26 protein-coding genes are annotated in these 25,623 nt (G+C 45.1%); 13 read left to right on the forward strand and 13 right to left on the reverse strand.

Translation table 11 applies throughout. The annotated features are described in order from the left end of the window. A partial coding sequence (locus KXD93_RS04605) for a hypothetical protein (protein ID WP_258135700.1) occupies nucleotides 1-893 on the reverse strand: 893 nt, incomplete at its 3' end. A 445-nt stretch (nucleotides 894-1,338) separates the two neighbouring features. Between KXD93_RS04605 and KXD93_RS04610 the strand changes: the two genes are divergently transcribed. The 7 genes from KXD93_RS04610 to KXD93_RS04640 all read left to right on the forward strand — a co-directional run bounded on the left by KXD93_RS04610 (nucleotide 1,339) and on the right by KXD93_RS04640 (nucleotide 7,233). Next, on the forward strand, nucleotides 1,339-1,902 hold the full coding sequence (locus KXD93_RS04610) for a hypothetical protein (RefSeq protein WP_258135701.1): 564 nt from the start codon (nucleotides 1,339-1,341) through the stop codon (nucleotides 1,900-1,902). Between the two features lie 199 nt (nucleotides 1,903-2,101). Further along, nucleotides 2,102-3,013 (forward strand): hypothetical protein, encoded by a 912-nt coding sequence (locus KXD93_RS04615; RefSeq protein ID WP_258135702.1) that lies wholly within the window; start codon nucleotides 2,102-2,104, stop codon nucleotides 3,011-3,013. A 127-nt stretch (nucleotides 3,014-3,140) separates the two neighbouring features. Beyond that, nucleotides 3,141-5,048, forward strand: a complete 1,908-nt coding sequence (locus KXD93_RS04620) for an AAA family ATPase (RefSeq protein ID WP_258135703.1) — start codon at nucleotides 3,141-3,143, stop codon at nucleotides 5,046-5,048. Nucleotides 5,049-5,111: 63 nt separating this feature from the next. Further along, nucleotides 5,112-5,666, forward strand: coding sequence for a hypothetical protein (locus KXD93_RS04625; RefSeq protein WP_258135704.1), 555 nt, complete (start codon nucleotides 5,112-5,114; stop codon nucleotides 5,664-5,666). Between the two features lie 85 nt (nucleotides 5,667-5,751). Then, the gene (locus KXD93_RS04630; RefSeq protein ID WP_258135705.1) at nucleotides 5,752-6,024 is read left to right on the forward strand and encodes a hypothetical protein; all 273 of its coding nucleotides are present in this window, start codon (nucleotides 5,752-5,754) and stop codon (nucleotides 6,022-6,024) included. Nucleotides 6,025-6,081: 57 nt separating this feature from the next. Beyond that, the gene (locus KXD93_RS04635) at nucleotides 6,082-6,408 is read left to right on the forward strand and encodes a hypothetical protein (RefSeq protein ID WP_258135706.1); all 327 of its coding nucleotides are present in this window, start codon (nucleotides 6,082-6,084) and stop codon (nucleotides 6,406-6,408) included. Between the two features lie 12 nt (nucleotides 6,409-6,420). Then, the gene (locus tag KXD93_RS04640; protein ID WP_258135707.1) at nucleotides 6,421-7,233 is read left to right on the forward strand and encodes a hypothetical protein; all 813 of its coding nucleotides are present in this window, start codon (nucleotides 6,421-6,423) and stop codon (nucleotides 7,231-7,233) included. A gap of 41 nt (nucleotides 7,234-7,274) precedes the next feature. Here the strand turns inward: KXD93_RS04640 and KXD93_RS04645 are convergent, their stop codons facing one another. Beyond that, a complete protein-coding gene (locus KXD93_RS04645) occupies nucleotides 7,275-8,363 on the reverse strand; it encodes a DUF5700 domain-containing putative Zn-dependent protease (protein ID WP_258135708.1) in 1,089 nt (362 codons plus the stop codon). Nucleotides 8,364-8,583: 220 nt separating this feature from the next. Here KXD93_RS04645 and KXD93_RS04650 point away from each other — a divergent pair, with 220 nt between their 5' ends. Further along, a complete protein-coding gene (locus tag KXD93_RS04650) occupies nucleotides 8,584-10,599 on the forward strand; it encodes a hypothetical protein (RefSeq protein WP_258135709.1) in 2,016 nt (671 codons plus the stop codon). Between the two features lie 34 nt (nucleotides 10,600-10,633). After that, nucleotides 10,634-11,683 carry a hypothetical protein gene (locus tag KXD93_RS04655; protein ID WP_258135710.1) on the forward strand — a complete coding sequence of 350 codons (1,050 nt, stop codon included), beginning with the start codon at nucleotides 10,634-10,636 and terminating at the stop codon, nucleotides 11,681-11,683. 132 nt (nucleotides 11,684-11,815) lie between these two features. Here the strand turns inward: KXD93_RS04655 and KXD93_RS04660 are convergent, their stop codons facing one another. From KXD93_RS04660 to KXD93_RS04685, 6 genes are all read right to left on the reverse strand, one after another. Further along, on the reverse strand, nucleotides 11,816-11,962 hold the full coding sequence (locus tag KXD93_RS04660; RefSeq protein ID WP_258135711.1) for a hypothetical protein: 147 nt from the start codon (nucleotides 11,960-11,962) through the stop codon (nucleotides 11,816-11,818). Between the two features lie 39 nt (nucleotides 11,963-12,001). After that, nucleotides 12,002-13,036, reverse strand: a complete 1,035-nt coding sequence (locus tag KXD93_RS04665) for a DUF932 domain-containing protein (RefSeq protein ID WP_258135712.1) — start codon at nucleotides 13,034-13,036, stop codon at nucleotides 12,002-12,004. A gap of 4 nt (nucleotides 13,037-13,040) precedes the next feature. Beyond that, a complete protein-coding gene (locus KXD93_RS04670) occupies nucleotides 13,041-13,208 on the reverse strand; it encodes a hypothetical protein (protein WP_258135713.1) in 168 nt (55 codons plus the stop codon). A 4-nt stretch (nucleotides 13,209-13,212) separates the two neighbouring features. Continuing rightward, nucleotides 13,213-13,341 carry a hypothetical protein gene (locus KXD93_RS04675; RefSeq protein WP_258135714.1) on the reverse strand — a complete coding sequence of 43 codons (129 nt, stop codon included), beginning with the start codon at nucleotides 13,339-13,341 and terminating at the stop codon, nucleotides 13,213-13,215. Nucleotides 13,342-13,421: 80 nt separating this feature from the next. After that, nucleotides 13,422-14,033, reverse strand: a complete 612-nt coding sequence (locus KXD93_RS04680; protein WP_258135715.1) for a hypothetical protein — start codon at nucleotides 14,031-14,033, stop codon at nucleotides 13,422-13,424. A 528-nt stretch (nucleotides 14,034-14,561) separates the two neighbouring features. Next, nucleotides 14,562-15,146 (reverse strand): UPF0758 domain-containing protein, encoded by a 585-nt coding sequence (locus tag KXD93_RS04685; protein WP_258135716.1) that lies wholly within the window; start codon nucleotides 15,144-15,146, stop codon nucleotides 14,562-14,564. Between the two features lie 134 nt (nucleotides 15,147-15,280). Between KXD93_RS04685 and KXD93_RS04690 the strand changes: the two genes are divergently transcribed. The 4 genes from KXD93_RS04690 to KXD93_RS04705 all read left to right on the forward strand — a co-directional run bounded on the left by KXD93_RS04690 (nucleotide 15,281) and on the right by KXD93_RS04705 (nucleotide 17,650). Continuing rightward, entirely contained in the window at nucleotides 15,281-15,691 is a 411-nt protein-coding gene (locus KXD93_RS04690; RefSeq protein ID WP_258135717.1) for a DUF2116 family Zn-ribbon domain-containing protein, read from the forward strand. Nucleotides 15,692-15,788: 97 nt separating this feature from the next. Then, the gene (locus tag KXD93_RS04695) at nucleotides 15,789-16,046 is read left to right on the forward strand and encodes a helix-turn-helix domain-containing protein (protein WP_258135718.1); all 258 of its coding nucleotides are present in this window, start codon (nucleotides 15,789-15,791) and stop codon (nucleotides 16,044-16,046) included. Between the two features lie 159 nt (nucleotides 16,047-16,205). Further along, nucleotides 16,206-17,306 carry an IS110 family RNA-guided transposase gene (locus KXD93_RS04700; RefSeq protein ID WP_258135720.1) on the forward strand — a complete coding sequence of 367 codons (1,101 nt, stop codon included), beginning with the start codon at nucleotides 16,206-16,208 and terminating at the stop codon, nucleotides 17,304-17,306. Nucleotides 17,307-17,410: 104 nt separating this feature from the next. Further along, nucleotides 17,411-17,650: a hypothetical protein gene (locus KXD93_RS04705; RefSeq protein ID WP_258135721.1), complete on the forward strand. Its 240-nt coding sequence runs from the start codon at nucleotides 17,411-17,413 to the stop codon at nucleotides 17,648-17,650. Nucleotides 17,651-17,687: 37 nt separating this feature from the next. Here the strand turns inward: KXD93_RS04705 and KXD93_RS04710 are convergent, their stop codons facing one another. The 5 genes from KXD93_RS04710 to KXD93_RS04730 form a co-directional block, all read right to left on the reverse strand. Then, nucleotides 17,688-19,685 carry an alpha-L-arabinofuranosidase family protein gene (locus KXD93_RS04710; protein ID WP_258135722.1) on the reverse strand — a complete coding sequence of 666 codons (1,998 nt, stop codon included), beginning with the start codon at nucleotides 19,683-19,685 and terminating at the stop codon, nucleotides 17,688-17,690. Between the two features lie 39 nt (nucleotides 19,686-19,724). Then, the gene (locus tag KXD93_RS04715) at nucleotides 19,725-20,753 is read right to left on the reverse strand and encodes a hypothetical protein (protein ID WP_258135724.1); all 1,029 of its coding nucleotides are present in this window, start codon (nucleotides 20,751-20,753) and stop codon (nucleotides 19,725-19,727) included. A 381-nt stretch (nucleotides 20,754-21,134) separates the two neighbouring features. Further along, nucleotides 21,135-21,575, reverse strand: a complete 441-nt coding sequence (locus tag KXD93_RS04720; RefSeq protein WP_258135725.1) for a MauE/DoxX family redox-associated membrane protein — start codon at nucleotides 21,573-21,575, stop codon at nucleotides 21,135-21,137. Between the two features lie 7 nt (nucleotides 21,576-21,582). Continuing rightward, on the reverse strand, nucleotides 21,583-24,285 hold the full coding sequence (locus KXD93_RS04725) for an alpha/beta hydrolase family protein (protein ID WP_258135727.1): 2,703 nt from the start codon (nucleotides 24,283-24,285) through the stop codon (nucleotides 21,583-21,585). 4 nt (nucleotides 24,286-24,289) lie between these two features. Next, nucleotides 24,290-25,594 (reverse strand): thioredoxin family protein, encoded by a 1,305-nt coding sequence (locus KXD93_RS04730; protein ID WP_258135728.1) that lies wholly within the window; start codon nucleotides 25,592-25,594, stop codon nucleotides 24,290-24,292. Nucleotides 25,595-25,623 lie beyond the last annotated feature (29 nt).

Below are 25,623 nucleotides of genomic sequence, written 5' to 3' on the forward strand. Positions count from 1 at the left end.
TAATTGGAAGCCCTCGATGCTATATGTACTTCAACATGGCCATTCGGGGTATTGCTTGTTTTGATAAAAGCCAAGTCTAAAGTTGGTGTCAAAAGCCAGGTACCGTCGTTCTCATTTCCAAAAGTGGTCGACAGTTCGAGTATTCGCCTTTGATAAGAGCCTAGTATTATTGTCGTCGGATTTCTCAGCCATGCTTCATGAGTAATTGCTAACATAGATTTTTGATTGATAATTGCGATGGAATCCCAAGTGAATAACGCATAGCCAGGCTCTTGTCCATCTATACCATTGGGCAATTGTACACCAAATTGCTGTGCCAGCCATGAAAGCGTTCCATATCCACACAAGCTTACACAATGATCCTCATCTGATTCTGAAACAAACCCTGTTGCAAACCAACCGTTTGTTTTACCTGCGTTCCAGTATTCCCTCTGCCAAGCTGTATCAAGTTGGTTTCCTCCAACTCCAATTTTTACAGGACCAATTGAAATGGCATTTTGTAATACTGATTCATTCGTCCAATCAACTGAGTTATATGCTCCATCATTATAAATAATACCATCCGCTGGAAATCCGTTTGTGGTCATTTTTTGTAATACTTCTGATAAGTACGCACCCTCTAACCATCCATTGGATTGAGCCCAGCTGATTGCCACATCCTCTGGAATGAAAATTTCTGGGGTATAACACGCCTTAGCAAAAGCCTCTTCGGCGGTAACGCAATCGCCATGGTTATAGTTGCCCCAAAACGACAAAGCAGCGGGACGATATAAAATATTCGTAGGTGTTATTCCTAAAACTTGGTGGGGTACAGCGGCTGCAAGCGCATGTCGTGGAGATGGCTTTGCTCCACGTGGCATTTTACCATTTATTTGATTTTTTAAATTGTCCATGATTTTTTGATTTTAACGTTATTACATAAATGTTCTTTAAAGTGAAGTTTTAGACCCTGCCGCTGTCCAAAGTTTTTAATTTCGGTTTGCGCTTGTCCAAAAATGCAAGGAAGAGTAAATAACAGGATAGTTATGTCCATAATGATAAGGTTTAATGATCTGGTTGTTAAAACTAAGTATTTTGAATGGATATAAAATACCGTAAAAACACCTTATTTTATATTTGATTAGGAACCCAGTTTAGTAAACGAAATACATATTATGAAAGACTTTAAAACGAAAAAAGCCTCACATTTCTGTGAGGCTTTTGTGGTCCCTACTGTACATATATCGAACCATTTCCTTTCTGATTTGCGCCTAATAGCGGATTTGAACCAATAAAATTTTTGGTTCATATGAAGTTTGTTAGCCAACAGCTATTTTTGAATCATAATAAATTATTCCTATGAGTCTTACAAATAATGAAATTATAGAATATTTAAAGAGTCATCTGCCTTATAGATTAAATTCTTTAATGGCTCATGATATAATCTTATATCGTCAAAAAAACAAAATTGATCAGTGGGCGCAATCAGCAAGAAGCCCTTATGAGGACTCGCTATTTTTAGAACCTGCCTTTGAAATTTCCTTGGTATTTGGGCGCTCCCTTATGGAATTTTTAGGCATCAAGTATGATCATAAAAATCAGCAACTAAAAGAATTAGATCCTTTGAGATTAGGGTCGGATGACATAACGTTAAAGTCGCTATTTCCACAACGCGCCTATTGCACCTTACAAGATAGTGATTTGATTAAACACAAGGCTGATATAGCAATCCTATTCAAAATAGCAAATAAATCAGTAGCGCATTTAACATCAAAGCCTTCAAATGAACAGGAGCATGCCTGTATCCCAAATGCAAGAAAGGCGATATATGATTTACTTCTCAAATACGTGCCGGAAATATCAAAAGATAAACTATGGTATCATGCGCAAATTGGGTCATTGGAAATGCAAAACATCAAATAGAAGGCCCTTAGAAATTTAAGCTGAAGGCTCTATTATTTTATTTGAAAACTCTGAAGCCAAAGGGAATTAGCCAAACTGCCATTGTAAAACCTGCTAAGTGCGGCAAATTTTTCAGGCACCCAGTGATATTTTTAAGAATATTTTTTTAAAAAATCTCGTTATTTTTATAGCTAAGTTTTACTTAAACCTTGAAGCTTAGATGGATGCACAAACAATTAAAATCATTCAGCGACTGGTACTGGAAGTTGCCGGGATAGGCGTGTTGGTTTGGGGGTTGATTTTTATTTTTAAAGGTCTGACCGGAAAAATATCTTTTGTTCTAAAAGGGCCTGGTTTTGGGGTGAAATTAGCGAATGCGAGTCCAGGCGTTTTCTTGTCCTTACTTGGAGCTTTAATGATGTGGTTTTCTATGAAAGATTTCACCGTTGAAAAAAAGACGGTGACTTCGGAAGTCGATTCCGTTGCCGTCTTAAATCAATGGTTAAGCAATGCTTACAAAGTGAAGGATGGGAAATATTACACCAAGGTAATAGATACCGTTATTGGTACTGCCCAAACTGACCATTTTAAAGTGAGTTATTTAACAGTTCACCCTCCTGAAACATTGGGAAAGATTGCTGAAAAACAATATGGGGACGCGAAATTCTGGAAGCTAATTGCTGTTTCAAATATCGGGAAAGGCTATTTTGATTGGGCGTCTGTACAGGAAAATTCGACCGTTCCTGATAAAAGTCTTTTGGAGATTTGGCGGGTCTCGATTTTCTATGGTAAAACTACAGATGAAATTGTTAAAGTCAGCGCTATAAGTAAAAAAGCGGCTTATCAGGATCTCCTGCAAATGTCCATCCAAAAACCGGAGTTTGATCCTTTGGCGCATATTTTTGAGCTTGAACAAGCATATAAAGCAAAAGAACTGCAAATGGTCGAAACACCGGCTAACTATTCAGGTGGCGTCGAGACAATCGGAGATTTAAGTTTGAAATATTACGGAGACAAAACGCTTTGGCCCCTTATTGTCTGGACTAATAAAAAAAGCCTCGGTCAAATCAAGTCAGCTGACGATAAACCTGATAAATCAAAGGATATCTTTATTATTCATTTTATTCCGTAAGCTTAATCAGTGTTCGAAGGCTATGCGTAATATTGCGTATTAAATGGCTTACTTTTTTGGATATTTGTTATCCTTTTAATTTGTAATTTGGGGTTAATTAAACCTTTTCAAACCAAGAAGCCAGTTCATGCCACTAATTGAAATACAATTCCCCAAACATGCCAAATTTGCTTCGCAAAATAAGATCATTGTTGCCCAACCGGCAAAGGACAAAGGGGCGATAACGATAATCTGCGGTAAGAACCATTCCGGGAAAAGTTATATTTTAAAAAGGGTACACCGGATCGTTCTCAAAAGAAACGACTTGCTGAGTAGCACGGACCAACCCATCGACCGGGAAAATTCCGACGATATTTTTTGCAATTTTTCCCAAGCGGAGGCGCAGATCGCGCCGGCTATGCTGATTACCAAAATTTCACTGATCACCGACCTCTCAAAAGGGACCTCGACTGCACAGGAATCCAATCACAAGAATGTGAACCGCCACTACAAAGGGATGTCCGATCTGTATATCCGGGCGGAGATCAAAAAGTGCCTGGAAGATATCACTTTTGAATTTATCGAACACCTGTTCGGAAAGTTAAAAAAGGGCTTTGACAGCGAAAAGTGGCGCGACCCCTTAGAGACGGATTATCGGTTGGGCATTCTGAACGGACTTTTAAACCAGGAAATATATTTAGCACCCCGTTCGAACCCGATTGTCGTCCTGTTCGAAAAGCTCACGCAAGGGCGGCTCTATTTCGGTTTTAGTAAACCCCAAAAAAGCCTTCCTTTATTTGAAATGCACTTAATCTTCACCGGGCAGATCATTATTCCCTATGCGAGTTGGAGTGAAGGGCAAAAGGTTTTGATGTCATTGCTCTTATTGGTTCATTACGAAAATCCTGCATTGCTTTTATTTGATGAAATCGAAAACCATCTTCACCCGGAATACATCTCGGCGGTTTTAGATTTCGTAAAAAAGCGTGTTCCGCAAACCATTATTACTACCCATCATCCGCATATTATATTTTCAGTGTACGCCGATGTGGTCAATTACCTTGACCTCGAAAAATCAAACGACGAGTTCCCCGACATTATTCAGAACGATAAACATTCGCGGTTCACGCCACCAAAAAGGACCTGTCAGTTATTAGAAAAGAGCTATGCAAAATTGCTGTCTTCTTATAAGCTTTTCGATGCTTATGACAACCAACTGCTCAGGATATCCGCTGCGAACATTGCTAACCTGAATGAATTATTGACGGCGACATTTACTTCTCTTTTTAATTACGAGGTGATTGGTGCTGACAGCGGGAAAAAGCCGGATCTGCAGTCTCAGAAATTATACGACCTGTTCAGGAACAGGTTAATTACCCGTCCTGTTAAGGTGCTGGAGATCGGCGCCGGAGAAGGTAGGCTGCTGGTAGATGTCAACAAAATCCTTAAAGTCAATGAAACCGACCGGTTGACATGGTGTTTGTACGAACCCAACGAAGAACCAAGGAAAAAGATCGCACATGTTTTGGCCACATTTCCTTATCCCGAAATGGTCTCGGTGGTCGATACCTTGCCCGATGGAGAGTTCGACTTCATTGTCATCGCCAATGTCTTTCACGAAACTCCCCCGGATCAGATCGCTGAAATACTATCCTATTGCTATACAGCCATCAAAAAAGATGGCAACATTATTATCGCGGAGCTTTACCCATTGTTAAAGCCGGAGCAGTTTGCGGTGCCATTGTCCGCGCTGGAATGGGCTCAATTAGCTAGAAAACTGGGCTTCAAAGCGACCACCGAAAATATTGTCTTCCGAAATGCAAGTAACGAAGCCTACTTTGTTCAGCTAACGAAGAATGAAAATCAGGATGTTGGGGTAGAGACCCTAAAAACAAAAATTGTTGAATTTTGGAATAGCGATGTTTTAGCAAATCGTTCCGGCGACTACGCAGGCAGGATACGCCTTGGGGATTCCGAGGAAATTCCTAAGACCCTTGGCGGCCTCGCCACGATGGCCAGCGTTATTGCCTATAACCAGGGTGACTGGACCGCATGAATACTAAAGCGGGCTGGCCCGGATGCCAAATTTATTTAACATTACAGCGCTAATTTTACCACCATGCACAATGTTATTTTAGACGGGATCAGTTCCATAATAGAGGCTAACCGTGATTTGTTACGGATTCCTATTCGGCAAAAAGCCAAGTTTGAGGGTTGGTTAAAATTCGAGCTGGCCTTTTATTTGTCCGAACAAGGTTTTAAAGAAGTTGATGTAGAAACGACGGTCGACGGCTTTGGCCGACGGGATATTACATTTTTTGATAGTGACAGCAACTTTTATAGCGTGGAACTCAAAACATCGAACACCAATTGGCTTATTCCCGGAATAAGAAAGGTTGGCAAACCGTTGACAAAAAACCTACGCTCCATAGTGGAGGACTGTATAAAAATTAATTCCTCACAAGGGATAGTAGCTTTTGTGCTTTTTCCGATACCCCTCGGCGATAAACGGTGGGAGGATTATATTGAAAAGATTGCTTATGACACCGGCTCTGCGCTGAATAAGGTGACCAATTGTAAATTAATTACTATGGACATCGACGACGAACATCAATGTGAATTACTTGTTTGTACATTTATCTCGCAGACAATGAAACACAGAAAATTGTTCTGACTGGGTCGTTGACAGGCCTTAATTCATCGGAAAAAGGAAGGCGAATTAAGCATTGGATTTATCATTATAAATAATTTAATTCAACATGGAAAATATAGACATCGTATTCCTGACAAATCTTGGCTGGCTTAAATATGATATCAATTCTGATGCGCCTGCAAATTGCTTTTATAAAAAGCCGTATCCTGTCGCGTTGTGGTGGGATGGTACGCAAAATGGTTTTTGGGTTATTTATTTAAATGAGCTAACCCGTAACCCTATTCTTATAGGCAGAGATTTTATAAAAACGGAAAATGACTACGATAGGTTGATCATGCCCATTTTAAAGGTGATCCAGGAAAGTCAACGGGAAAAATAGGATTTGCGTCATTTGGTTAGTGCTGATTTTAACTGACTAATACCTTATCTTTACTTTATGAATAATCTCAGCCTTTCAAATCAAAATGAACCCAACCCATTGCTAAAACTTGGTGCCATCGCATTGGGTATTTATGCTTTAAGTCAATTAACCCAGGAACACGACACGGTAAATTATACACTTTGGTACCGGAATAAATTAGTGTATCACGGTATTTGCTATGCCGATCGCATCGAAACCCGGTTAAACGAGCACGAGTTGCGTGGTGTTAAGTTTGATGAATATGATTATGACCATGCAAAACCAAGGGCAAGAGCTATCATAAAGGAGCGAAAATTGATCCAACGGGACCGGCCTAAATATAATTTTCATCACAATTATTAAGAGCTGGCCTTTATGGGCAGTAAAAAACAAAAGGAAAAGGATAAATTCCCGGATGAACTTATGCGGGAGTGGGAAAATTCAGACGGCGTAAATTTTGCCATTGCCTTAGCGCGCGCCAGCGGCTGGCTGCTCCAGGTCGACTGGTCGGCACGTTCGCAGGATGATCCTGTTGAGCAGATGAAATCCTTAAGGGTGTATGTGGCCACAGACGGTGAGGCTGTTTACGATTTCAATGGCCGGAAACTTTTCCAGGCCTATAATCAATACGTAATCACACCTATTGCCCAAAAAAGACAATATGCCGGGGCAGGTATATTGTCGCGTTTTTATAGTGAGGAGAAACTTTGGAAACTTCCACTACGGGTTAAACCGTCTGAAGCTGGTATCGTCAGAGCCGAAGAGGCTTTGCGTAACTATCCGGCTTTTATGAATAAAATGCCGAAGCGCATCAATCCTCACGTGCCTGCCCACCTGGCGGCTGCTTTTACTTTCAGCAGATGTGCTGTTTTTGCTGCTGCTAATCAAGCCATCAAAGGATTGCCCGCCACGGCGATTTCGGTAAGCCGTTATGCGCCTTTTGCAATGGGAAAAATCGGGTTTTGCCATAGCGTCAATGTGCATCCTGACGGGGAGTGGGAAGATGCCTGGGGCAAACAGCCCAGTGAAAATATCCTCAACCGCTACGGCATTGAAGCCTATAGTTTAAGTGAACCGGTTCAACAGGAAGTTGTTGCCAAACTGAGCAAAAACTCACCGGAACTGTATAAAGAATATTATCATCTTGCTGAAGAATTGATCGGTTCTTTTCAACTTCATGGCAAATAAGAGAAATTAGCTATAACCGCGTTGGTCCTGCTCATCAGGTATTAATAATGGCCATATGCTCTTTTTTCAAGGTCTTTTAAATAGGTCATACTCGCCTTACTAAATGTCACAGGATGCGCTTTGTCTTTTTTTGCCGCCTCGTCATACAAATAAAAGATGTAAAAAGGGTTATCAGAATGTGCAATCAATTGCTCCTTGCCCCCGTTTCGAACAATGATATTTGCCATATAAAAACCAGGTATGTGGCCGCTGGAATATAAAGTAATCTTTCGGAAATCCCTGTAGCTCAGGCGGTCCGGGCCGTTTTTAGCATTGACCAGGAAACCCGAATCCAATTTACCGATCACTTTTTCCGCATCGTCAAATAACCAGTGCAGCAACCCGTCTGCATCATAAAGTGTTTTACTGTTGTTTACCGCGATGGTTTTATCGATCAGGTCGGCTATACCCTCGCTGTTGACCTGGTTGATGATCGAAAGACTGGTAGAGTCGGCAGCACTTACTTGCCGCACCAGGTGTTTGTTTACCCGGAGTTGATGGTGAAATTCATGGGCGGCAATGGCACCCTTTTGGAAGCGGTCGAATTCATAAATGATCGACAGGCCAAAATACATATCCGGCGATTGTACGGCAGCGTCAAAGGTCATGGCATTGACATAGATCGTCAGATCCTTTGGAAATGGGTTGACCTTTGGCGGCAAATACTTTTTTGCCAGCACCGCACAGGCCGCCACATACGCCGGAGAGGTGATTTCCCTGGTATAATTCCGCAAAGCTTTTTCATTGGCCTGGATATATAGCAGGTTTTTTAGAATATCATTGTCGGCCCTCTTTTTTTCTTTTTCCAGTGCACTTAGTGAATCCCGCATGGATGGACGAAATACAAATCCCAGGTATTTGCGGTGTTCAATGGCCTGCTCAGGGCTGCGGTTATTGTCAATATAGGTTTTATTTCCGTACAGATTATAGTAGTCATTCCATAACGAATCCGTTAAGGGTTGGTCAGCCTTTAACAGGTCAACGACCTGCCAGAATTTTGTAACGGCATCTGTATTGAATTTTTGTGCTAATACAGGAGAAGAAAGCAGTAAGACAAACAGGAGAAAGAGGTAGCGGCATTTGTGATTCATAGCGGGCAAAACTAATTATTTCTATTGCTGCCACAACCTGGCAATGGTTCCTTTTCAGTCAATTTTATCCAAGAAAGGGTGTAATTTGCACATTTCCTGTTCAACTCCATGAGAAATAAGAATTAACGATAAGCAGCGCTAAACGAACAGCGTGCCCCGCCTCTTCAATTGCAAAATATTAAATTAGTTTTGCAATATTTAATAAACCTTATCTTTCACCATGAACGCTACTGATCATTCGATAGGTATATTGGCATACGGCTCTTTGATAGACGACCCGGGCAAGGAATTAGAAGAATTAATTATAGATCGCATACCGTGCCAAACACCGTTTAACGTAGAATTTGCCCGGCTAAGCGAAACCCGCAGTAATGCGCCAACCCTGGTGCCCTGCCAGGACGGCTCGCCGGTAAACGCAGTCGTATTGGTATTAGATCATCACCGCGTGACGCTGTCACAAGCTGAATCGATGTTATGGAGAAGGGAAACCAGGACAACAGATACCACTAAAAACTACAAGCCGTCTAAAGAACATAACCCTAACAAAGTCACCGTTCTGGAATTGAAAAATTTCAAAGCTGTTGCTACGGTGCTCTATACCTCGATAGGCCAAAACACGGGCATTATGAATAAGCCTGATATTTTGGCAAATTTTGCCATCCGGTCTATTCTTGAAAAAGTCGGGGAGGGAAAAAAAGATGGTATTCATTATTTGCTTGCGGCTAAAAAAAATGGCATCCAAACGAAGTTAAGCCCCCAATATGAAGCCGAAATTCTAAAGCAAACGGAAACAAAAAGTCTTGAAGAAGCGATAGCCAAATTGGATAAACTGAGGCCCGGCAATCTTGCCAGGCTGGCAGAGGCTAAAAAGTTTGAAGAACAGGTGATAGAAATAGCCGATTTTATCGGCGAATATGGTATGAGAAAAACGCTTCAGGACCAGTCCGGTGAGGAGATCGATATGGCTCAAATCATTCGGGAGAAAGGCAAGGAATTTTTCATCCATTGCCATACAGGCTTCAAAGAAGCGCAAAAAAGAGTGCTTACACTAATGGTCGGCTTTGAAGATAGAAAGCTTATCGCAAAGCAGGAGCTTAAAGCCGCCCGCGTGGCACGTTCAAAGAAGGACATTGGATTAACCGAAAATGAGATCAAACTTATTGAGCATCGCCAAAATATCCTGCGTCACTTAATGGATACCATTGTCTGGCAAATGATTAAAGGGCAGCTCTATGTAGCCAGGCAACTATACCAGGAGGTGGAAGGTGAAAAGATCCTGAAACAATCCAATCTCGAATCGATTAAGGCTGTCGTCGAGCAAATCAACGCGAACGAAACCGATTTTGCCCTGATCGCCGACCTTACCGGCTATATCCAAACCGGCGATCTGTTATGCAGCATCGGCGGACAATTGGTGCTTTCGGAGGTCAAGGAGGGCAGCCGGAACCACGAGATTTTAGCGATACTGGAAAAGGTACAGACCACTAATATCCCTGCCGGTGAGGTACAAGAAAAGTTTAAACTTGATGATAAATCTTTCAAGCAACTTAAACGGCAGGCCAAACAGATGGCAACAATGGCCAATTTTGCCAGTATCGTGAACGAGGATAAAGGATTTGATTTATCGTCGGGCCGGCCAATCAAAATTATTACCCCTAATGAACCAACCCATTTGTATACGGATCGCCTGATTGCCTTAAGGGAACAATTGGATAAAAGAAACCTGTGGGCTTACGATATTATTGATGACTGTCTTCATGTGGGTATTTACAAGGGGCATTTCAGGTTTATTGGTTCAAGAATTCTTAAAACCATTGGCGATACGCAATCGAAGAATATCCTGATGATCAATTACCTGAGTGTCATCGAGTCATTGGATAAGCCCTTATTGTTTTTACCCTTCGATAAAGAGTTTATCTTCGACCTGATGTTTGGCCGTGTGCTCATGCTCTTTATGATCGATATTGACAAGTTTATGGAACTATATCCGGATTATGGTTTAAAAGCAGAATGGGGAACCAGGAAAGAAAGCCATCAAATGCGCGAACAGATGAAGGGTAGTATGTTTATTAAAAACAACAAAGGTATCAAGATCATCCATCCAAAGTCAAAAGATGTCATGTGGTTAGCGCACGGCACGTTTTTGAAAATGGTTTTTGATTCCATTCACCCGGCTTACGTTGCGTATTCAGCAAATTATAATTTCTCTTTGAACGATGAAGAAAAGGCTGACTAATTTTGCCTTATCCCGCAATTATCAGGATTAAGATATGCTTCCCATAGATCGCTACCTTGCCAATAAAAGCCTTGAAATAAGCGCAGCCAATCGCGGGTTAAAAATAGTTTACCTCGACGTTAACTATTGGATAAGGCTAAGAAACCAAAGTACCGGCTCCCCGGGCGAAGACAGAGCGATGCTGGACAAAGCATTAAGCCTGGCTGCAGAACGCAAGTGTATATTCCCGGTAAGCGATATTGTCTACTACGAAATATTAAAGCAGCAGGACGAACGATCACGGCGGGACACCTTTAATATCGTTTCACAGCTATCCGGCAACATTGCGTTAATGGATGATCATAAAAGAATAAAGATCGAGTTCCTGCATTGGATGGCCGCAGGTCAAAATGCGGTTACCCACACCGCCGACCAATTAGTCTGGTCTAAGCTTCCGCTGGTTATCGCGTATCCCGGATTGGCAGCGGTCGATTATTCAACGGGCACGAATGAAATACAGGATGCCTTTTTCGATTTTATGGGTGAAATTCCAATGGTTGATATTTCTGCTGTAGAAAACCTCCATCAGTATCCTTTCACGTTCAAAGACAATGTTGATGAAATGAATGCCAATAAAAAGGCATACGCGCATCAAAATAAAACAGCGGTGCAGCTATTTTTATCCGAGTTGGGAGGAGTGCTCGATGGTGCGGACGAAATATTAAAAGCGGCCATGCGCGAGAAGTATTTCAAAGATACCGGCCGTGAAGCATCAATCGAAGAAATCAATACGACCGGTACAATGGAATGGCGGTCATTGATCTATCATTGTTTCAAGCAAAATAAGGTAGGCAGCCACTTGCCATTTTTTCGTATTTGCGCCGCCTTGTATGCCTCATTTCGCTGGAATAAAGAACGTCAGTATAAAGACGGCAATGATACACTTGATGTGATGCATGCCTGTGCCGCCTTGCCCTATTGCGATTATTTTTTTACGGAAAGGGAGTTACATACCATTATTGAACAACAAAAACTCGATCAGCTGTATAATTGCACAGTGGCGAGCAAAACAGATGTTGTCATGCAGTTACTGGATAGCCTTTAAGCTGCCCCCATCCCCAAGTTCCCGAAGGATAGTGTTTCATCACTTATCAGTGACTTACAGAACGGTATAAAGACACTTAGGGCCGGGCGCAAAAATGCCCGCCTGCCTCCATAACAGCGGGCATAATATGTCTTATAATGCTACAATAATGCCGTCCTGGCAATCGTTCGCCTCGGCTTCGGCATCTTCATAGGTTTCAAAAACTTTATTACTGCCGTCTTCGTCGGTTACAATAATGGCAAATTCGGGTCCGCCGTGTGTTTCAATGACGATATACATAACAAAATAATTAAGGGGCATTGCTGCCCCGGTAAACAATTAGTTTTTTAAAATGCTGCTGCCGTGCCTTGCGAAGCTGTCGCACAAGTCAAAGGTGGTTTGCCCTTTTTGCAGCCCGCCCCCGTACATGATGGATTTGAATTTGGTTTCTTCGTCCCTGAAATTGCGCACGTTCTGAAAATACCCGGTCACGCTGTTGTATGCCCCGAACAACGTCCCTTTGGTGGTGGCTTCCTGTTGGGTGGGGCTGGTCATGGCGTAATCAAATACGCTGGAAACGATGTTGTTAAAATGGCTGGATAATTCATCTTCCTTGCCCGTTTTTAGCTTGTCATAGGTTTCCTTGTTCGGCGACATGGCCAATTGTATCAGCCGTTTCAATTCCGGGTCGCTAATGCGCACCCTTGACCAGCGGTTGTAAATCGCTTCCAGTTCGACCGATAACTGGTTACAGATACCCAGCATTTTATGCGCTTCTTTGAGTTTGTCGGTTGCGCTGGCGGTGTGGCGTATCTTGATACAGTTCACATGGTTGCGCAATGCTGCATTAAGTGTATTGCGGCAAACTACTCTTATCGGCGTAAAGGCTATGCTAATACTGCCCGTGCCGTCATGCGAGGAAGTCAGGAAAAGGTATTTTTCTATGCAGTCGTCCCGCCCGACCTTGATAAAATCGGGCAGCTTGGCGGTAATAAAAATCGTTTCCCCCTGTCCCAAAGCCCCGGCGGTTTCATACAATATGCCGTTGTTATTGTCCACGATGCTGTCGAAAAAACTGAATACCTCGGTATTCTGTACCACTTCATAGTCGCTGCCGACCTTATCGCCCAAAATGGCTTCGGTGTCCGTGCGGAAAGTAAAATAACTGTTATCGGAAATGATATTTACCCCGCTCGGCAGCGGGTGGATATTCGGGCGTTTGACTACCTCGTAATTCAGCCCGGCGTGCATCACCGCTTCTTCGCTGGTGGGGTAATCGCTGATAATTTGTCCTAAGCCGTGCCAGGCTTTTTCTTTGACCGAAAAGAAACTGTGCTTCCCGGTCTGCTCGTTATAATTAATATCGTGTGCCATAATTTTAAGATTTGAGTTTATAATCCATCAATTTGATGTCGTGTATTTTCACCTTTTTGGTGCTGGTGATGGTGCAGGTTGCCTTATGCTGTATTTCGGCAATCGCCTCATGCACATTCTTATGCGTGGTTTGTATGGTCGCTTTGACCAGTAAAAAAATGGTATCGTACATCGGTCTATGAATTATAGGAATTGATAAAATCCGCCAGCTCCCTGTTAAAAGCTCCGGGGTTGTCTGTCGCTAACTGTTCGGCGTAACCCTCCCAAAAAATTTGGTTGGTGAGTTCTACAAAAATTTCTATCATTGCCTTAGAATTTAAGATGAGAAATGTCTTAAATGACGCCCTGTGTATTAGTGCTACACAGGGCGTTTCCATTTAAAAAATTAAGACGGTATCACTATACCCGCTTCGATCTCCGCCAGTTTGTCCACGCACATATTATTCACCAACTGCGCAACCGTCCAGATAATGGTCGGGTTCTTGGTTTCAAACTTCCGGTTGCGGTCGTCTGTAATCGTCAGCGTACAGCCGGTATAATAATTGGTGTCGGCGCTGTCCGCTTCATCCCGCAACTCCACTTCAAAATCATCCAAATTTTTGATGGTTTCCTGCAGCTTGATGCGTTGTTTCGCCTTGCGGTGCATTTCCTCGATGAACTTCAATGTACCCTCCAAATTCAGCACGAATTTTTTAGGCTCCGGTTTCACTTCTTCGGTTTTTGCGGGTTCGGCCTTGGGCGCTTCCTGTTTAGGTGCTTCCTGTTTTGGCGCTTCGGCTTTCGGCTCTTCCTTTGGTTTTGCCGCTTCCACCTTTGGCGTTTCCTTGACCGCTTCGGCGGGTTTGCTATTGTCCTTATTCACCGGGTTACCTGCCACAAACTTGGGGTGTTTATTTTCCTCGGTTACGGGGTTGATAATTGTGGTGGCTGCTGCCTTTTCGTCTTTTTGAGCCACATTGTTTAAATCGGTATTTTTATCTACTACTAACGTTTTCATGATTTCTATTTTTTAAAATGTTTACTACTTTCAATTGATTTTGCCCGCTTTGGGCGTGTAGGTATCAGCCGTCCCGGCTTCCGGGACGTACTGTGTGGTGGGCTTCTTCCGTTTGCAGTGTTCATGGTGCTTTGTTTTTATTCACCCTCGGCTGAAGCCTCCGGTGGCTTTTTGTAGGCAACCGCACCTGAACAAGCCGGGCATACGGGCAAGGCTTTGCGAAAAAAAATACGACCCGAGCGCAGCGAGGGTGGAGATTTTTTTTCAGCAAACCCGCAGGGCCCGGCCTTGACGGGATGTCCCGGCTTATCAGAACTTTGCTGCGAAAAAGCCAATGGAGAATTGAGAGAAAGGTTGAATAACGGTTTTAAAGGGCTTATTGGTGGCCGCAAAAAGTCCGGGTGCGGGCGGCTCCGCAGCGCAGCGCGGCAGACGGCTGTGCCCGGTCTTTTCCAATGCAGTGAAGCGGCAGAGCAAAAGCGATGCGGCTGGAACTGCTGACCTGAAGCACGTCCGGCATGAATGGATTTAATGGCTGACTGCTTTTAAATAAAAACGGGATCGTTCTGATTCAGCCAGACGTATCGCCAGCTCCATTGCCGAAATGATAGCCGATGATTTGGCATGCCCCATGCCTTTAAACCGGCAAAGTTCTTCGATGGTTAGCTTTGACAACCTGGCCAAGCTGAACTCCACACTCCGTAAAATATGAGCGGCCAGGTCAACGGCTGTTTGTTTAGGCGAACCTCCTCCAATCAGCATAGCGATCAGTTCCGCGTCGGCCATAGCGTCCCGTCCCTGTAATAATAGCTTTTCACGCGGACGACATTCCGGGTCCCAGCTTTTGATACCGGTCGTTCGTTCATGAACCGCTGCTCGTTGTGTTTCGATACCTGCCGCTTTCTGGTAACCCGCCGTCCGGAATAAGGAGGACATCGCTTCCAGCAAGAGTGGAAAATTTTCTTCAAAGATGACCACGCACTGTTTTTCAAACTGGTCATCCGGCTGTCTATCGCTCCGGGTAATGCGGATATAATCCGTCCCGTTTGCTGCGCGCAGGTAATCAAAAAAATAGGTCTTACCATAATGGGTAAAACTTTCTGTTGCGATCACGTCTTCTTTCATGGTCTTACGTTTTGTCGGCAGCAAAACTGGAAAGGGACAACCGATTACCCGGTAATAAGAACAATTACCCGGTAATACCGTTTATGATACAGTTGGTCAGCTTATTAAAAAATAGCCGATTTATGCCCACTTTAAGATCTGAAGCGATAAAGCATTGCGAGAACTGCGGCAAGGAACTGTTCGGTCGAACCGACAAACGGTTCTGTAACGACGGCTGCCGTAACCAGTTCAACCGGGAGAAGGCTGCGCGGGAAAAGCAAAAAGCCCATGACAACCTGCCGGAGATATTCAAGATCATTAAAAGGAACTACGAAATATTGCAAGGTTACAGCCTGAAAGGCTTGCATGAAGACGAGGCGATTTTTACCGATACCTGGAGGCTTAAAGAACAGGGTTTCAATTTTAAGTTCTTTACCAGCCAGGTGATTGAGCGGGATGGTGAAAGGATCAATTGTTGCTTTGAATTTGGCTGGTACGAGGAGGTAAGCAGTACTTGTAGTATGGTCTACCGGCCACGCCAGGCGAAAATATGAGCGGGCATTGTTTTACCTTCTTCCCTGAATGATTATACTTAAAAGAACCCTCTTATAAGCGGTTGAGCAAGCGGGATACTTTTTAGTGCTTTGGAAAATGAAGTTAAACCAGCTCAATAAGCTACCAGGCGACCCGGAAAAAGACGAAATCATCAAATTAGCCAACCGGATCAAAGCGCTGCGCCTCCGGGCCGGCCACCTGAACTATGAAAAGTTCGCTCTCGGTAACGGCATCGCCCGTATCCAGTACCGCAATTATGAAATGGGCGGCAACATCACCTATAAAAGTTTGCTCAAAGTGCTCGCCGCGCTCAACGTTACCATTACAGAATTTTTCAGCGAGGGATTTGATTAAAACAAAAAACCACGCTTTCCGGGCAGTGCAGCGATCTCATGTCCGCCTTTATGCAAAATATTCAAACTTTATAAAGCGTCAGGAGCGCCAAACCTTATAAAACCCGGAAATTGACGAAAACCATGGAGCAAGATAACAGGAAGCTATCTTCGCCGCCCCATGACTGATATAACCGACAACACACCAATAACAAATGAAAAAAACATACCGGAACCACGCCTCAAAAAGTACACCTATTTTATCGGCATCGACGTCTCGGCTGGAGAGCTGGATTATGCGGTTATGAAAGGCAGTAAATTTCTTTTCCACCGGGAACGCAAAAACAACCCTGCGGACGTCGCTGACTTTGTTAAAGAGCTGAAACTGCTGCCGGGTTTTATGGTCAGCCGGGCGGTATTCTGTATGGAAGAGAACGGCATCTACAACCTGCATTTGATCACCACGCTCCGGAAGATCAAAGCCAACATCGTAAATGACAATGCCCTGCAAATCAAGCACTCGTTCGGGATCGCGCGCGGCAAGGATGATAAAGTAGACGCGAAGCGGATCGCCAACTACGCCTATGTCAACCGGGAGACCTTAACTTTTTACAACCCCAAAAGGCCGCTGCTGCAACAGGTCGCCGACCTGTTTTCCCTCCGCAACCGGCTGCTGACCGTGCAGCTGGCCCTGCAAACGCCGCTTACCGCGCAGGCCACCTTTATCAAAAAAGGGACGCACGAACAGACCGTCAGGTCCTGCTCCAGCAGCATCGGCGCGATTAAAGAAGACATCGGGAACATCGACACCGTGATCGACCGATTGGTGTCAGGCGACGATGAACTCAGCCGGCTGAATAAACTCATTATGTCCGTGCCGGGCGTCGGGCGGATCACCGCCATCCAGCTGATCCTGTCCACCAATGAGTTCAAAAACATCAGCGACCCCAGGAAATTTGCCTGCTACGCCGGCGTCGCGCCTTTCAAGCGTGAATCAGGCGGTGTAAAGGCCCGCGCTAAAGTATCGCCGATAGCCAACCGCAAAGTCAAAGCCCTGCTCCACCTCTGCGCCATGACCAGCCTGCGCGCCGAAAAGGACCTGAAAGCCTACTACGACCGGAAAGTTGCCGAAGGCAAACCCAAAATGGCCGTGCTCAACGCGGTACGCAACAAGATCGTGCTACGGATATTTGCCTGCGTCAACCAGAACCGCCTTTATGAAAAGGACTATGCGCGGCCGCTAAGGGACGAACAACCCATGCCGGAAATGATAGCTGATTAAAAACCTACGGCAGGCCGTCATTGGAAACCCGATAAAGCTGGGCTTAAAAGATGTATCGATGCCTGCTGAACAAAGACATACAGCAGGAAACGCATCAGTTGTTGATGAAGCAAGACTTAGAGGATGTATTGATGCCTGCTGTTAATAGACAAAAAAATGAACAGCGGGAAGGATCAGTTTCCGTATTGGTTTCCAGGCCAATCAGCAGTATGGATCGCCTGCTGTTCATTTTTAAACCATATCCTAAAGCTATTGAACGGCGGGAAGGGTTAGTTGCCGTATTAGTTTCCAGGCTAACCAGCAGTAGGAACCGCCTGCCGTTTTACCATAAATCAGCCGGTTGAAAAAGGAGCCCATGCCACCATCCCAACCAGCTGTTCGTCAGGGCTTCGAACCTGCCGGGCCCTCAGGTGCCACACCATTCAGCTTCAGTACCAGGATATTCAGCGAAAAAGGCGGCGCGCTGAATTTGAACTCTTTACCTTTAACCGTAAAGATTTTAGTTTCCGGTTGGATAGCGTCAGGCCTGGCGATCGTATTGACGACGCCAGCGTTAGGATTCGCCAGGCTCGTCCATTGGGCTTCGCCAGTTACACCGGCGTCCAGCCGGATACTTTCGGATCTTACGGAACCGCTCATATTCACCAGCTTAATAATTAACGCATTTGCGTTCCTGTCAATTACAGCGCTGGCCCAGCAACTATCCTGACCACAAATTGCCTTCCCGTCTTTCAATAAAGGTACGACATCAGTCCCTTTATTAACGGAGAAGAGTTGCTGTACATAGTAATTGGGGGTGTTGTAACTCGTGGTGTTGTCAAACCAGATCAGGTTCGGCGTCCATTGCCAGCCCGTCACATGCGCAAAAAGCGGCGCATAGGATGCCATGGATACGACATCGGCATTACGCTCGATACCGGTCATAAAGCAGGCTTCGCTCAATGCTGTCAGCAAATTGTTTTTGTTTTTCATGGAACCGATGCGGTCGCTTTGCGCCGCATACTCGCCGACGAATATCTTGGGCCCGTTCCGGTCATAAGTATCATAACGGTTACTGTTATCCATGAACCATTTCGGGGTATCATAAAAATGTTCGTCGATGATATCGGCCTTTCTGGCCCTGAGTACACTATCCATATAGGTAAATACCGGGATATTGCGGCTGTAGCCCGTGGCGTTGATGAGTTTAACCTCCGGGTATTTAGCTTTCAGCCGGTCGGTGAACAGTTTCAAGTGTTCGGCATATTGCGGGCCCCAGTTTTCGTTACCGACTCCCAATAGTTTCATATTAAATGGTGCAGGATGACCGAGTTCGGCGCGTTTCTTACCCCAGTAGGTGTTAATATCGCCGTTTGCGAATTCAACCAGGTCTAATGCGTCGGTGATATAGGGTTCGAGTTCATTGGTGGGCACGACCTCTGCGGCGTCAAACTGGCAGGACATGCCGACGTTGATGATGGGCAATGGTTCGGCTTTGATGTCTTCACATGCTTGAAAATATTCGTAAAAGCCGAGGCCAAAAGATTCCATATAATCAGGTGTTTGTCTTTCGGGCACATCATCAGCCCAGATCGATTGTACGGGTTCGCGGTCCTCTAAATTACCGATGGTATGCTTCCACTGGTAACGGTGGACGATCTGGTTGCCTTCAACGATACAACCGCCGGGGAAGCGCAGGAAACCGGGTTTAAGATCAGCCAGTTTTTGTACAAGGTCAGCACGCAGGCCGCCCTTGCGGTTCTTCCAGGTGTCTGATGGAAAAAGGCTGATACGATCCATATCCAGTTTGCCCGCCCCTTCAAAAATCACGAGCAGTTTGCCGGTTCGGGCGCTATCGGTTGGCGTAACCGAAACTTCCTGGTTCACCCATTCTTTACTATCCTTCAGCACCAGGCTGGTTCTGCCAATGACTTGATTTTTCGCGCTGAACAGGAAGATCCGTACATGGATTCCCGGAGCCACCTGGCGGTAACGCAAGGTTAAGTTATAGGCCAGCCCTTTTTTGAAGGACATCCCTTCATCAAAGCCGCTGTTCATCAGCCCGACCGTATCTTTTGCATTCAAGCTGACCTGCATGTATTTGGGGTCGGCGGCGTTTACCGCACTTTGGTTGATGACCATCAGAATGCCGTCGCGCAATTGCGGCCGCGGCCAGGTCTGCCAGGCGGTCATTGGCTTCGGAAAGTCAAAGCTGCGGTTCTCTACCATTTCGGCATAAACGCCGCCGTCGGCTGCCCGGTTGATGTCCTCGAAGAAAAGCCCCCAAAGGGTCGCGGGGACTTTGGCTTTAACGGTTTTGGTGCTAACGGTATAGATGTCCTGCGAGAATGCGGACATGGCTATCGTCAGAAAACCCAAAATGAGCAATGTTCTTTTCATCTTCGTTTCTTATATTATTGAATTTAATTTTGTTTCAGCTCAAAAATCGAGTTGATAGTAATATACATAAGGACCGAACAAGGCGACCATCGTAGAGCCACACACCCGCAGGTCCCGCAGCTTGTAACCGTCGAGGTCCGGCAGGTAAATAGTATATATGTACCGTCCGTTATCGACCCTGTAAATATCAATCGCTGATGCCCGACCATGTGTGACATCAGTTTCGTTATCCGCTTTTAATGTGGAATGAATGAATAGGTAGCTGCCATTCGTAGCACAATGCTTATTGACAAAAACAGCAGGGCTGGCCAGGGAGATGTCGCCATTGGATTTGTTCTCCGCCACCCTGATATGGGGATGGGTGACCGTATCTATGGTATTGGCCTTATAGGTCAATTTCAAACACTGGTCGAAACACAAGAACCTGTTGCAGTAATAGTAAACGTAGATCAATCGTTTCCCGTCCGGCGGGCTGACTATGACCCCATCGGGCATGAAGATACCGTCACCTTGCTGCGGTAGTAAATAGCTGTGCGACACGACTCCACCGTTTAAGGTCACCAAGGCGCTTTTTCGCCCCTTGGTCAGCAGTTTTGCGATGACGATACTATTGGTCAATGGTAAGCCATCCAGAAAATAAGGAACTCGCTGGTCACGAGATTGCAAACCAGAATGAATATCACCGGTGATCACCTGGCCGCGGGAACCGTCGAAAATAAAGTATTCGTTACCGCAAATACGGACTGCGGCATCTTCGTTGAACCTCAAAGTGTCTGATGGCCTGATCAATACGGTCGAACTGTCCTTCGTACCGGGTTTGACGCACAATAGGCGAGCTCTCAATGTTTTGCTGCCCAGATACACGAACTGACTGTCAATCCCAGCAATATAATGTTGCTGATCAGGCAGTTTTATAAACCCGGTGCCATAGATTTTATGTGAGGGTTGCTTTCTTAAAAAGCCGTTCGGATGTCTTGTACGCCACACCGAGAACCCCCAGAGCAAAACGATACAACTCACGCCGCCTAAAGTGCAAATCATTAAATGAAGTAAGCGGTTCTTTTTCATAATAAATGATCAGCACCGGTAAGACCCGGTGCTGAGGAATAAAAATCAGTTAGGTAAGTATAATGGGGTAGTGCACCACGGGGCATCATTCGAGAATGCTGGCAGACTCGGATAAGTTGCACTTAAGTGTACTGTACAACGCGCGCCAAAACCCGTTGCAGTACATCCGGGTTGATTTAATGGAAATCCCCTATCACACGAGTGAAAAGTTATCGGATCCCACGCGGAACCAATTCCAAACAGCCTGTGGTTTGCAGGTTTGAATGCCAAGGATGCGATCAGTGCCACGATCACGCTTGCTACCAATGATAATTTTCTGAAATTCATAATCTTAAACTTAAATGTTTGCCTACTCTTTAAAGGTTTTTCAGCGTCCACCTATTATCGCGCAATAATGTCTCGATGTTTATTTGGATAAAGTTGAATGGCGATACCACCCAGCGTAACGAATATCAGGTTGAAGATCAGATGTTGCTGCCAATTCATGTTCTGCAATATACCTCCACAGGAACAGGGAATGTTCTCCGAGAAATTTAGAACAGCGATGATATAGGCGCTGAACGCGACCATAATTGTGAATGCCGCGTACAACGCGCGTAGCTGGGTTCGTTCGCTGATCAATAAGACCGCAATACCGAACTCAATGGTCGGTACCAACCAGGCAACCCAGGTGGCTATAGTGGTCAATATCGGTGATTTTTGCAGTTGGATGACGAATGTTTGATAGTCCCATAATTTACTGGAAGCCGCGTAGATGAATAGCATCACAAAAAGAACGGTGACCACATCAATAAAGATTCGTTTTTGAAATTCGATGATCATTTCTTTTTTATTTAAGAATGATGGTGACTGGTGGATGGTGACTTAAACTATCCACCTTCTTTTGTTCTTCAGGCGTCAAGAGGTTTGGCCCGGGTTCGACTCCCGCCGGTTCGAATTCCAGTCCGTTATCAATACCTTTCCTTGCAGCGGGTATACCTTCCACCATCCATTTGGGGGCAGGCGCGCCTTTAAGATAGTGGTCGAAGAATTGGGTGGAGCGCAAAATGTAATCAATTCTAGCTTCATCACGAACACCATGCGACTGGCCATCGTATTGTAGCATCCAGGCTTTTTTTCCCAGCCGGCGCAGGGATAGGAAGAATTCCGCTCCCTGGGTAAAAGCTACATTACCATCTTTGAGGTTACTAATTAGAAGTAGCGGGGTAGTGACTCGGTTGGCAAATAACACTGGTGAATTTCGGAGGTAAAAATCAGGTCGTTCCCATAAGGAGGCAAAAAAACGGCCGTCATCATTCTCCCAATAATCGCTTTGTACGCCCCCGATTTGGTTATACATCGCCACCAGGTCCGAAATGCCGGAAGAACTGACTGCTGCCGCAAACCTATGGGAATGCGTGATCACATAATTCGTCTCCCAGCCGCCAAGGCTGTGTCCCTGGAGTGCCATATGGGCGGTGTCGGCCCAACGAAACGTACCCAGGTAATTCGCTGCGCCGAGAATCGCATTCAAGGCGCTTTGACCCGTGGCGCCGATCGTATAATGAATGTCAGGCGTAAAAACGACATAACCGTGGCTGGCAAACCAGGAAACATCCAGCTCCCCGTTCTGGCTTCCTGGAGTTTGGTATTTAAATAACGCATCTGATTTGCGTTGATAGTAGTGAAGAATGACAGGGTATTTTTTTCCGGGGTCAAAGTTTTCAGGTAAATATAGGACACCCTGATCGTGGCGACCGTCTAAGGTATTGAATGTACGTACCTCACCTTTCATCCAGTTGTAATCCCGTTCCGGGTAGAGGTCGCTTACCTGATGAAAGTTCTTGTGATCAGTGGTCCACCACAAATTGGGGGATTCTATGGTGCTTTGTCGGGAAACAAGGAATACGCGACCGGCACTCACGGGGGATCTCACTGAAACACTTTGCTCGAAAATTTGGGGGAATTCCTGGGCATAATCGTATGGCCCCATAGATCGCCTTTTCGGATCCTTGAACGGTTCATTTAAATTTATCTTGTAAAAACCATTTTCCTTGCTTTGCAGATCATGTGCAGCTATGACCAGGGTCTGCTTATCATTAAACGCCGAACGATCATCGTCCCTGATAATATTGAATGATAGGTGGTGGGCCCTGCCGTAATGATTGGTCAGGCATACAGGTGCATTTTTTCCCAACGGATCGATTTTCCACAAATCATAGGGGTCATAGAACAGGATACCTTTGTCGCCGGCTATCCACTGTCCCGTCGGAATGAGCCCCTTAAAATTTTGATTCCGGTGTCTATTATCCGAGGTATCCCTCGGTATGGGGACCTGCTGGCTAAGGTTGGTGATCTGCCGCGTTAACGTATCGTAAGCATAATAATCCAGGTTATTGTCCATGAATAACATAAATCTTTTACCCGGAGAAACAACATACCGGTAATCTAAGTTAATTGTACTTCTTTCCCCGGTTGCCAATGAAACGATATCCGAAGTTGGTTGGGAAGCTTTCGACCAGTTAAATTCCCTTATTTCGCCAGCCCGTTTATCGAATACGGCATAATTATCACTCAGCCCTCTTATTTTGCCGTCATTTTGTAACCTGGTGATTTGGCCTGGTTTATCAAGCCTGATCATGGCAAGATTAAGGGGTAAGCCATCCCGGAGATCATCTAATTGTTGGGATTGCCACGGCTGATTATAACTCCAGACATCCACGCTGACCTGGCCCGCTTTTGGCTTCTCTGTATAAACGGATTTTAAATAAAATAGCAGCCGTGTACCACTGACATGGAAACCTTCCAGATCGCCCAGTACGAGTCCCTGGTCTGAAGGTACCGACCGGCTGTCTAGGAGGACTTTAGCCTGATCCATTCCTGGCTTGAAATATAGGTAACTCGCGGAATCTTTAAAGGCTACCGCGCCGGCATATGGATCGATCTGTACGCTTTCGGCTTCATTTCCTCGCCAGATCTGTTGGGTCTGGCCGGTGTTCAGATGATAAAGGCAGAGAATTTTTTGATCGCTTTTGTCGGCTGATTTAAAATAGTAAAGGATGTTTTGCTTTACTGCGGGAAAATACGTAGTTACCCCCGAGACTGTTTGCCGACCGCCTGTCTCCAGGTTAACGATGGTCATTTGTATGGCTGGATACCCCGAATACTGGACCAGCATTTCCGAATGTGGCAACTGGAGCAGTTTGTAGTTAATGGTGTGCTCTATGCGTTCTTCTACCGGACTGCCTAGATGAATCAACAGGAGCGTGCTATCTTTTTGACAGATGGCCAAACGGCCATCTTTGGAGAAACGAACATCCGTTACACCGGTCATTTGCCGTTGCCAGGACCCGCGCAGTGATTTAAATACCGTCGTATTGCCGTCTCTGGGAACGTTTTCGACTGTATACCAGGCAAATTTTCCGTCACTGCTCAAGGCGCCTTCGCTGACCTGTGGCCAGTGGGAAAGCATACCGATGTCGATAGCGGGTTTTTGGGCGAACGTGATAAAAGGTATTGCTAATAGCAGAAGAATTAAATTTAAGTTTTTCATATATTTAATTTTCGTTCGTCCAGGTTTTTTCGCTCCTCAACATTTTTTGATAATTGGCATAAATGTCTTTGTCGCCGGGAGTTTTGTCCGTGGCCTGCTTTTCCAACGCGATGGCAACTTTTTTTTCACCCAGTTTGTACAGGATATTGGCTTTTGTATCCAAATATTCCGCCTCGTTCTCCTTCGCACCTGTTTTCAATGCCATATCGATCCATTTGAGGCCGTAAGTGCGTAGTACGGTATGGTCGTTGCAATGCAGGAACAAATCCCAGGCACCATAAACATTGATTTCGACATAGACACCAAAAGCATCTGCCGGCGGGTACATTTTAATTTGTTCATCTTTTGTTTTGGCGTAGGACAGCCATTGGTTCTGTTTCCGGTGATATGCTGCCTGATAATTCAGCAGCGAGCGCTTCAGGTCGGCTTTCGGATATTTTGTTTCGACCGCAGCAAACAATCGTTTAAAATCAGGGTCCTGGTACAAGGCTTTTCCATCTTTAATTAATTGGGGATCCAGCTCTTCGCGACAGATGGCTCCCGCTACCTGGCGGGCAGCCCAGCCTTTTTGATCTGCCAACTGATCGGCCTTTGCAGGGTCGTTATAACATAGCACGAACAGGCTGTCTTTGATGCTTATCAAATAGGAATATTCGATGATAAATTCTTTGCTTTTGACCAGGGCGTCCGCCGCTTGTAAGTGATCCAGGTAATTGGTTTTGTAATCCTGGCCCATTTCCTTTGCCAGTTTCCTGTCCTGCACAACATCCCTGGTAAAGAGCGCCAGGCCGCCCAAAGACGTATAATTCTTCTGACCATTTTTGTAGGCTTCCAGCATGGCGAAATATTTCAAGCGTTGAGGGTCCAGTGACTGGTTAGCCATTGCCGTAAATTCAACCGGCGTTTTATAGCCGATATCCTGCAGGATCATTTTTCCATCCGGTGTAAAGAAAACAAAACTAGGGTAGCCGGCAAACTTATAAAGGGCCTGGAAGTCACCGGCATCTTTGCGCCAACTTTTCACGTAATCATCATCCGCTTTGGCAGAATCCAATTGTAGTTTGAGGGAAATGAATTTGTCATTCATCAGGGCGGCTACGGTATCGTTCGTGTAGACCTTCCGGTCCATCAATTTACAGGGCCCGCACCAGGTGGCAAATACATCCACGAAGATGTATTTGTTCTCGGATCTCGCTTTTTCTTTGATCTGTGCCCAACTCAACTGGTGGTCGAAGCGCATGCCTATTTCGGTTTGCGCTTTCACGAAAAACGGCAGGAGCAATAAAAGATACAATGCTAATTTTTTCATTTGATTTGACAATATCTTTCCGCCTCCGG

Source organism: Mucilaginibacter phenanthrenivorans (assembly GCF_024721155.1).
In the GTDB taxonomy this organism is placed as follows: domain Bacteria; phylum Bacteroidota; class Bacteroidia; order Sphingobacteriales; family Sphingobacteriaceae; genus Mucilaginibacter; species Mucilaginibacter phenanthrenivorans.

Coding starts and splice junctions, on each gene's coding strand:
- KXD93_RS04620 (WP_258135703.1), top strand. CDS start 3,141: ATGCCACTAATTGAAATACAATTCCCCAAACATGCCAAATTTGCTTCG.
- KXD93_RS04615 (WP_258135702.1), top strand. CDS start 2,102: ATGGATGCACAAACAATTAAAATCATTCAGCGACTGGTACTGGAAGTT.
- KXD93_RS04625 (WP_258135704.1), top strand. CDS start 5,112: ATGCACAATGTTATTTTAGACGGGATCAGTTCCATAATAGAGGCTAAC.
- KXD93_RS04705 (WP_258135721.1), top strand. CDS start 17,411: ATGAAGCAAGACTTAGAGGATGTATTGATGCCTGCTGTTAATAGACAA.
- KXD93_RS04725 (WP_258135727.1), bottom strand. CDS start 24,285: ATGAAAAACTTAAATTTAATTCTTCTGCTATTAGCAATACCTTTTATC.
- KXD93_RS04635 (WP_258135706.1), top strand. CDS start 6,082: ATGAATAATCTCAGCCTTTCAAATCAAAATGAACCCAACCCATTGCTA.
- KXD93_RS04630 (WP_258135705.1), top strand. CDS start 5,752: ATGGAAAATATAGACATCGTATTCCTGACAAATCTTGGCTGGCTTAAA.
- KXD93_RS04715 (WP_258135724.1), bottom strand. CDS start 20,753: ATGAAAAAGAACCGCTTACTTCATTTAATGATTTGCACTTTAGGCGGC.
- KXD93_RS04690 (WP_258135717.1), top strand. CDS start 15,281: ATGCCCACTTTAAGATCTGAAGCGATAAAGCATTGCGAGAACTGCGGC.
- KXD93_RS04645 (WP_258135708.1), bottom strand. CDS start 8,363: ATGAATCACAAATGCCGCTACCTCTTTCTCCTGTTTGTCTTACTGCTT.
- KXD93_RS04675 (WP_258135714.1), bottom strand. CDS start 13,341: ATGATAGAAATTTTTGTAGAACTCACCAACCAAATTTTTTGGGAGGGT.
- KXD93_RS04720 (WP_258135725.1), bottom strand. CDS start 21,575: ATGATCATCGAATTTCAAAAACGAATCTTTATTGATGTGGTCACCGTT.
- KXD93_RS04730 (WP_258135728.1), bottom strand. CDS start 25,594: ATGAAAAAATTAGCATTGTATCTTTTATTGCTCCTGCCGTTTTTCGTG.
- KXD93_RS04660 (WP_258135711.1), bottom strand. CDS start 11,962: ATGTATATCGTCATTGAAACACACGGCGGACCCGAATTTGCCATTATT.
- KXD93_RS04700 (WP_258135720.1), top strand. CDS start 16,206: ATGACTGATATAACCGACAACACACCAATAACAAATGAAAAAAACATA.
- KXD93_RS04655 (WP_258135710.1), top strand. CDS start 10,634: ATGCTTCCCATAGATCGCTACCTTGCCAATAAAAGCCTTGAAATAAGC.
- KXD93_RS04665 (WP_258135712.1), bottom strand. CDS start 13,036: ATGGCACACGATATTAATTATAACGAGCAGACCGGGAAGCACAGTTTC.
- KXD93_RS04670 (WP_258135713.1), bottom strand. CDS start 13,208: ATGTACGATACCATTTTTTTACTGGTCAAAGCGACCATACAAACCACG.
- KXD93_RS04610 (WP_258135701.1), top strand. CDS start 1,339: ATGAGTCTTACAAATAATGAAATTATAGAATATTTAAAGAGTCATCTG.
- KXD93_RS04695 (WP_258135718.1), top strand. CDS start 15,789: ATGAAGTTAAACCAGCTCAATAAGCTACCAGGCGACCCGGAAAAAGAC.
- KXD93_RS04640 (WP_258135707.1), top strand. CDS start 6,421: ATGGGCAGTAAAAAACAAAAGGAAAAGGATAAATTCCCGGATGAACTT.
- KXD93_RS04710 (WP_258135722.1), bottom strand. CDS start 19,685: ATGAAAAGAACATTGCTCATTTTGGGTTTTCTGACGATAGCCATGTCC.
- KXD93_RS04650 (WP_258135709.1), top strand. CDS start 8,584: ATGAACGCTACTGATCATTCGATAGGTATATTGGCATACGGCTCTTTG.
- KXD93_RS04680 (WP_258135715.1), bottom strand. CDS start 14,033: ATGAAAACGTTAGTAGTAGATAAAAATACCGATTTAAACAATGTGGCT.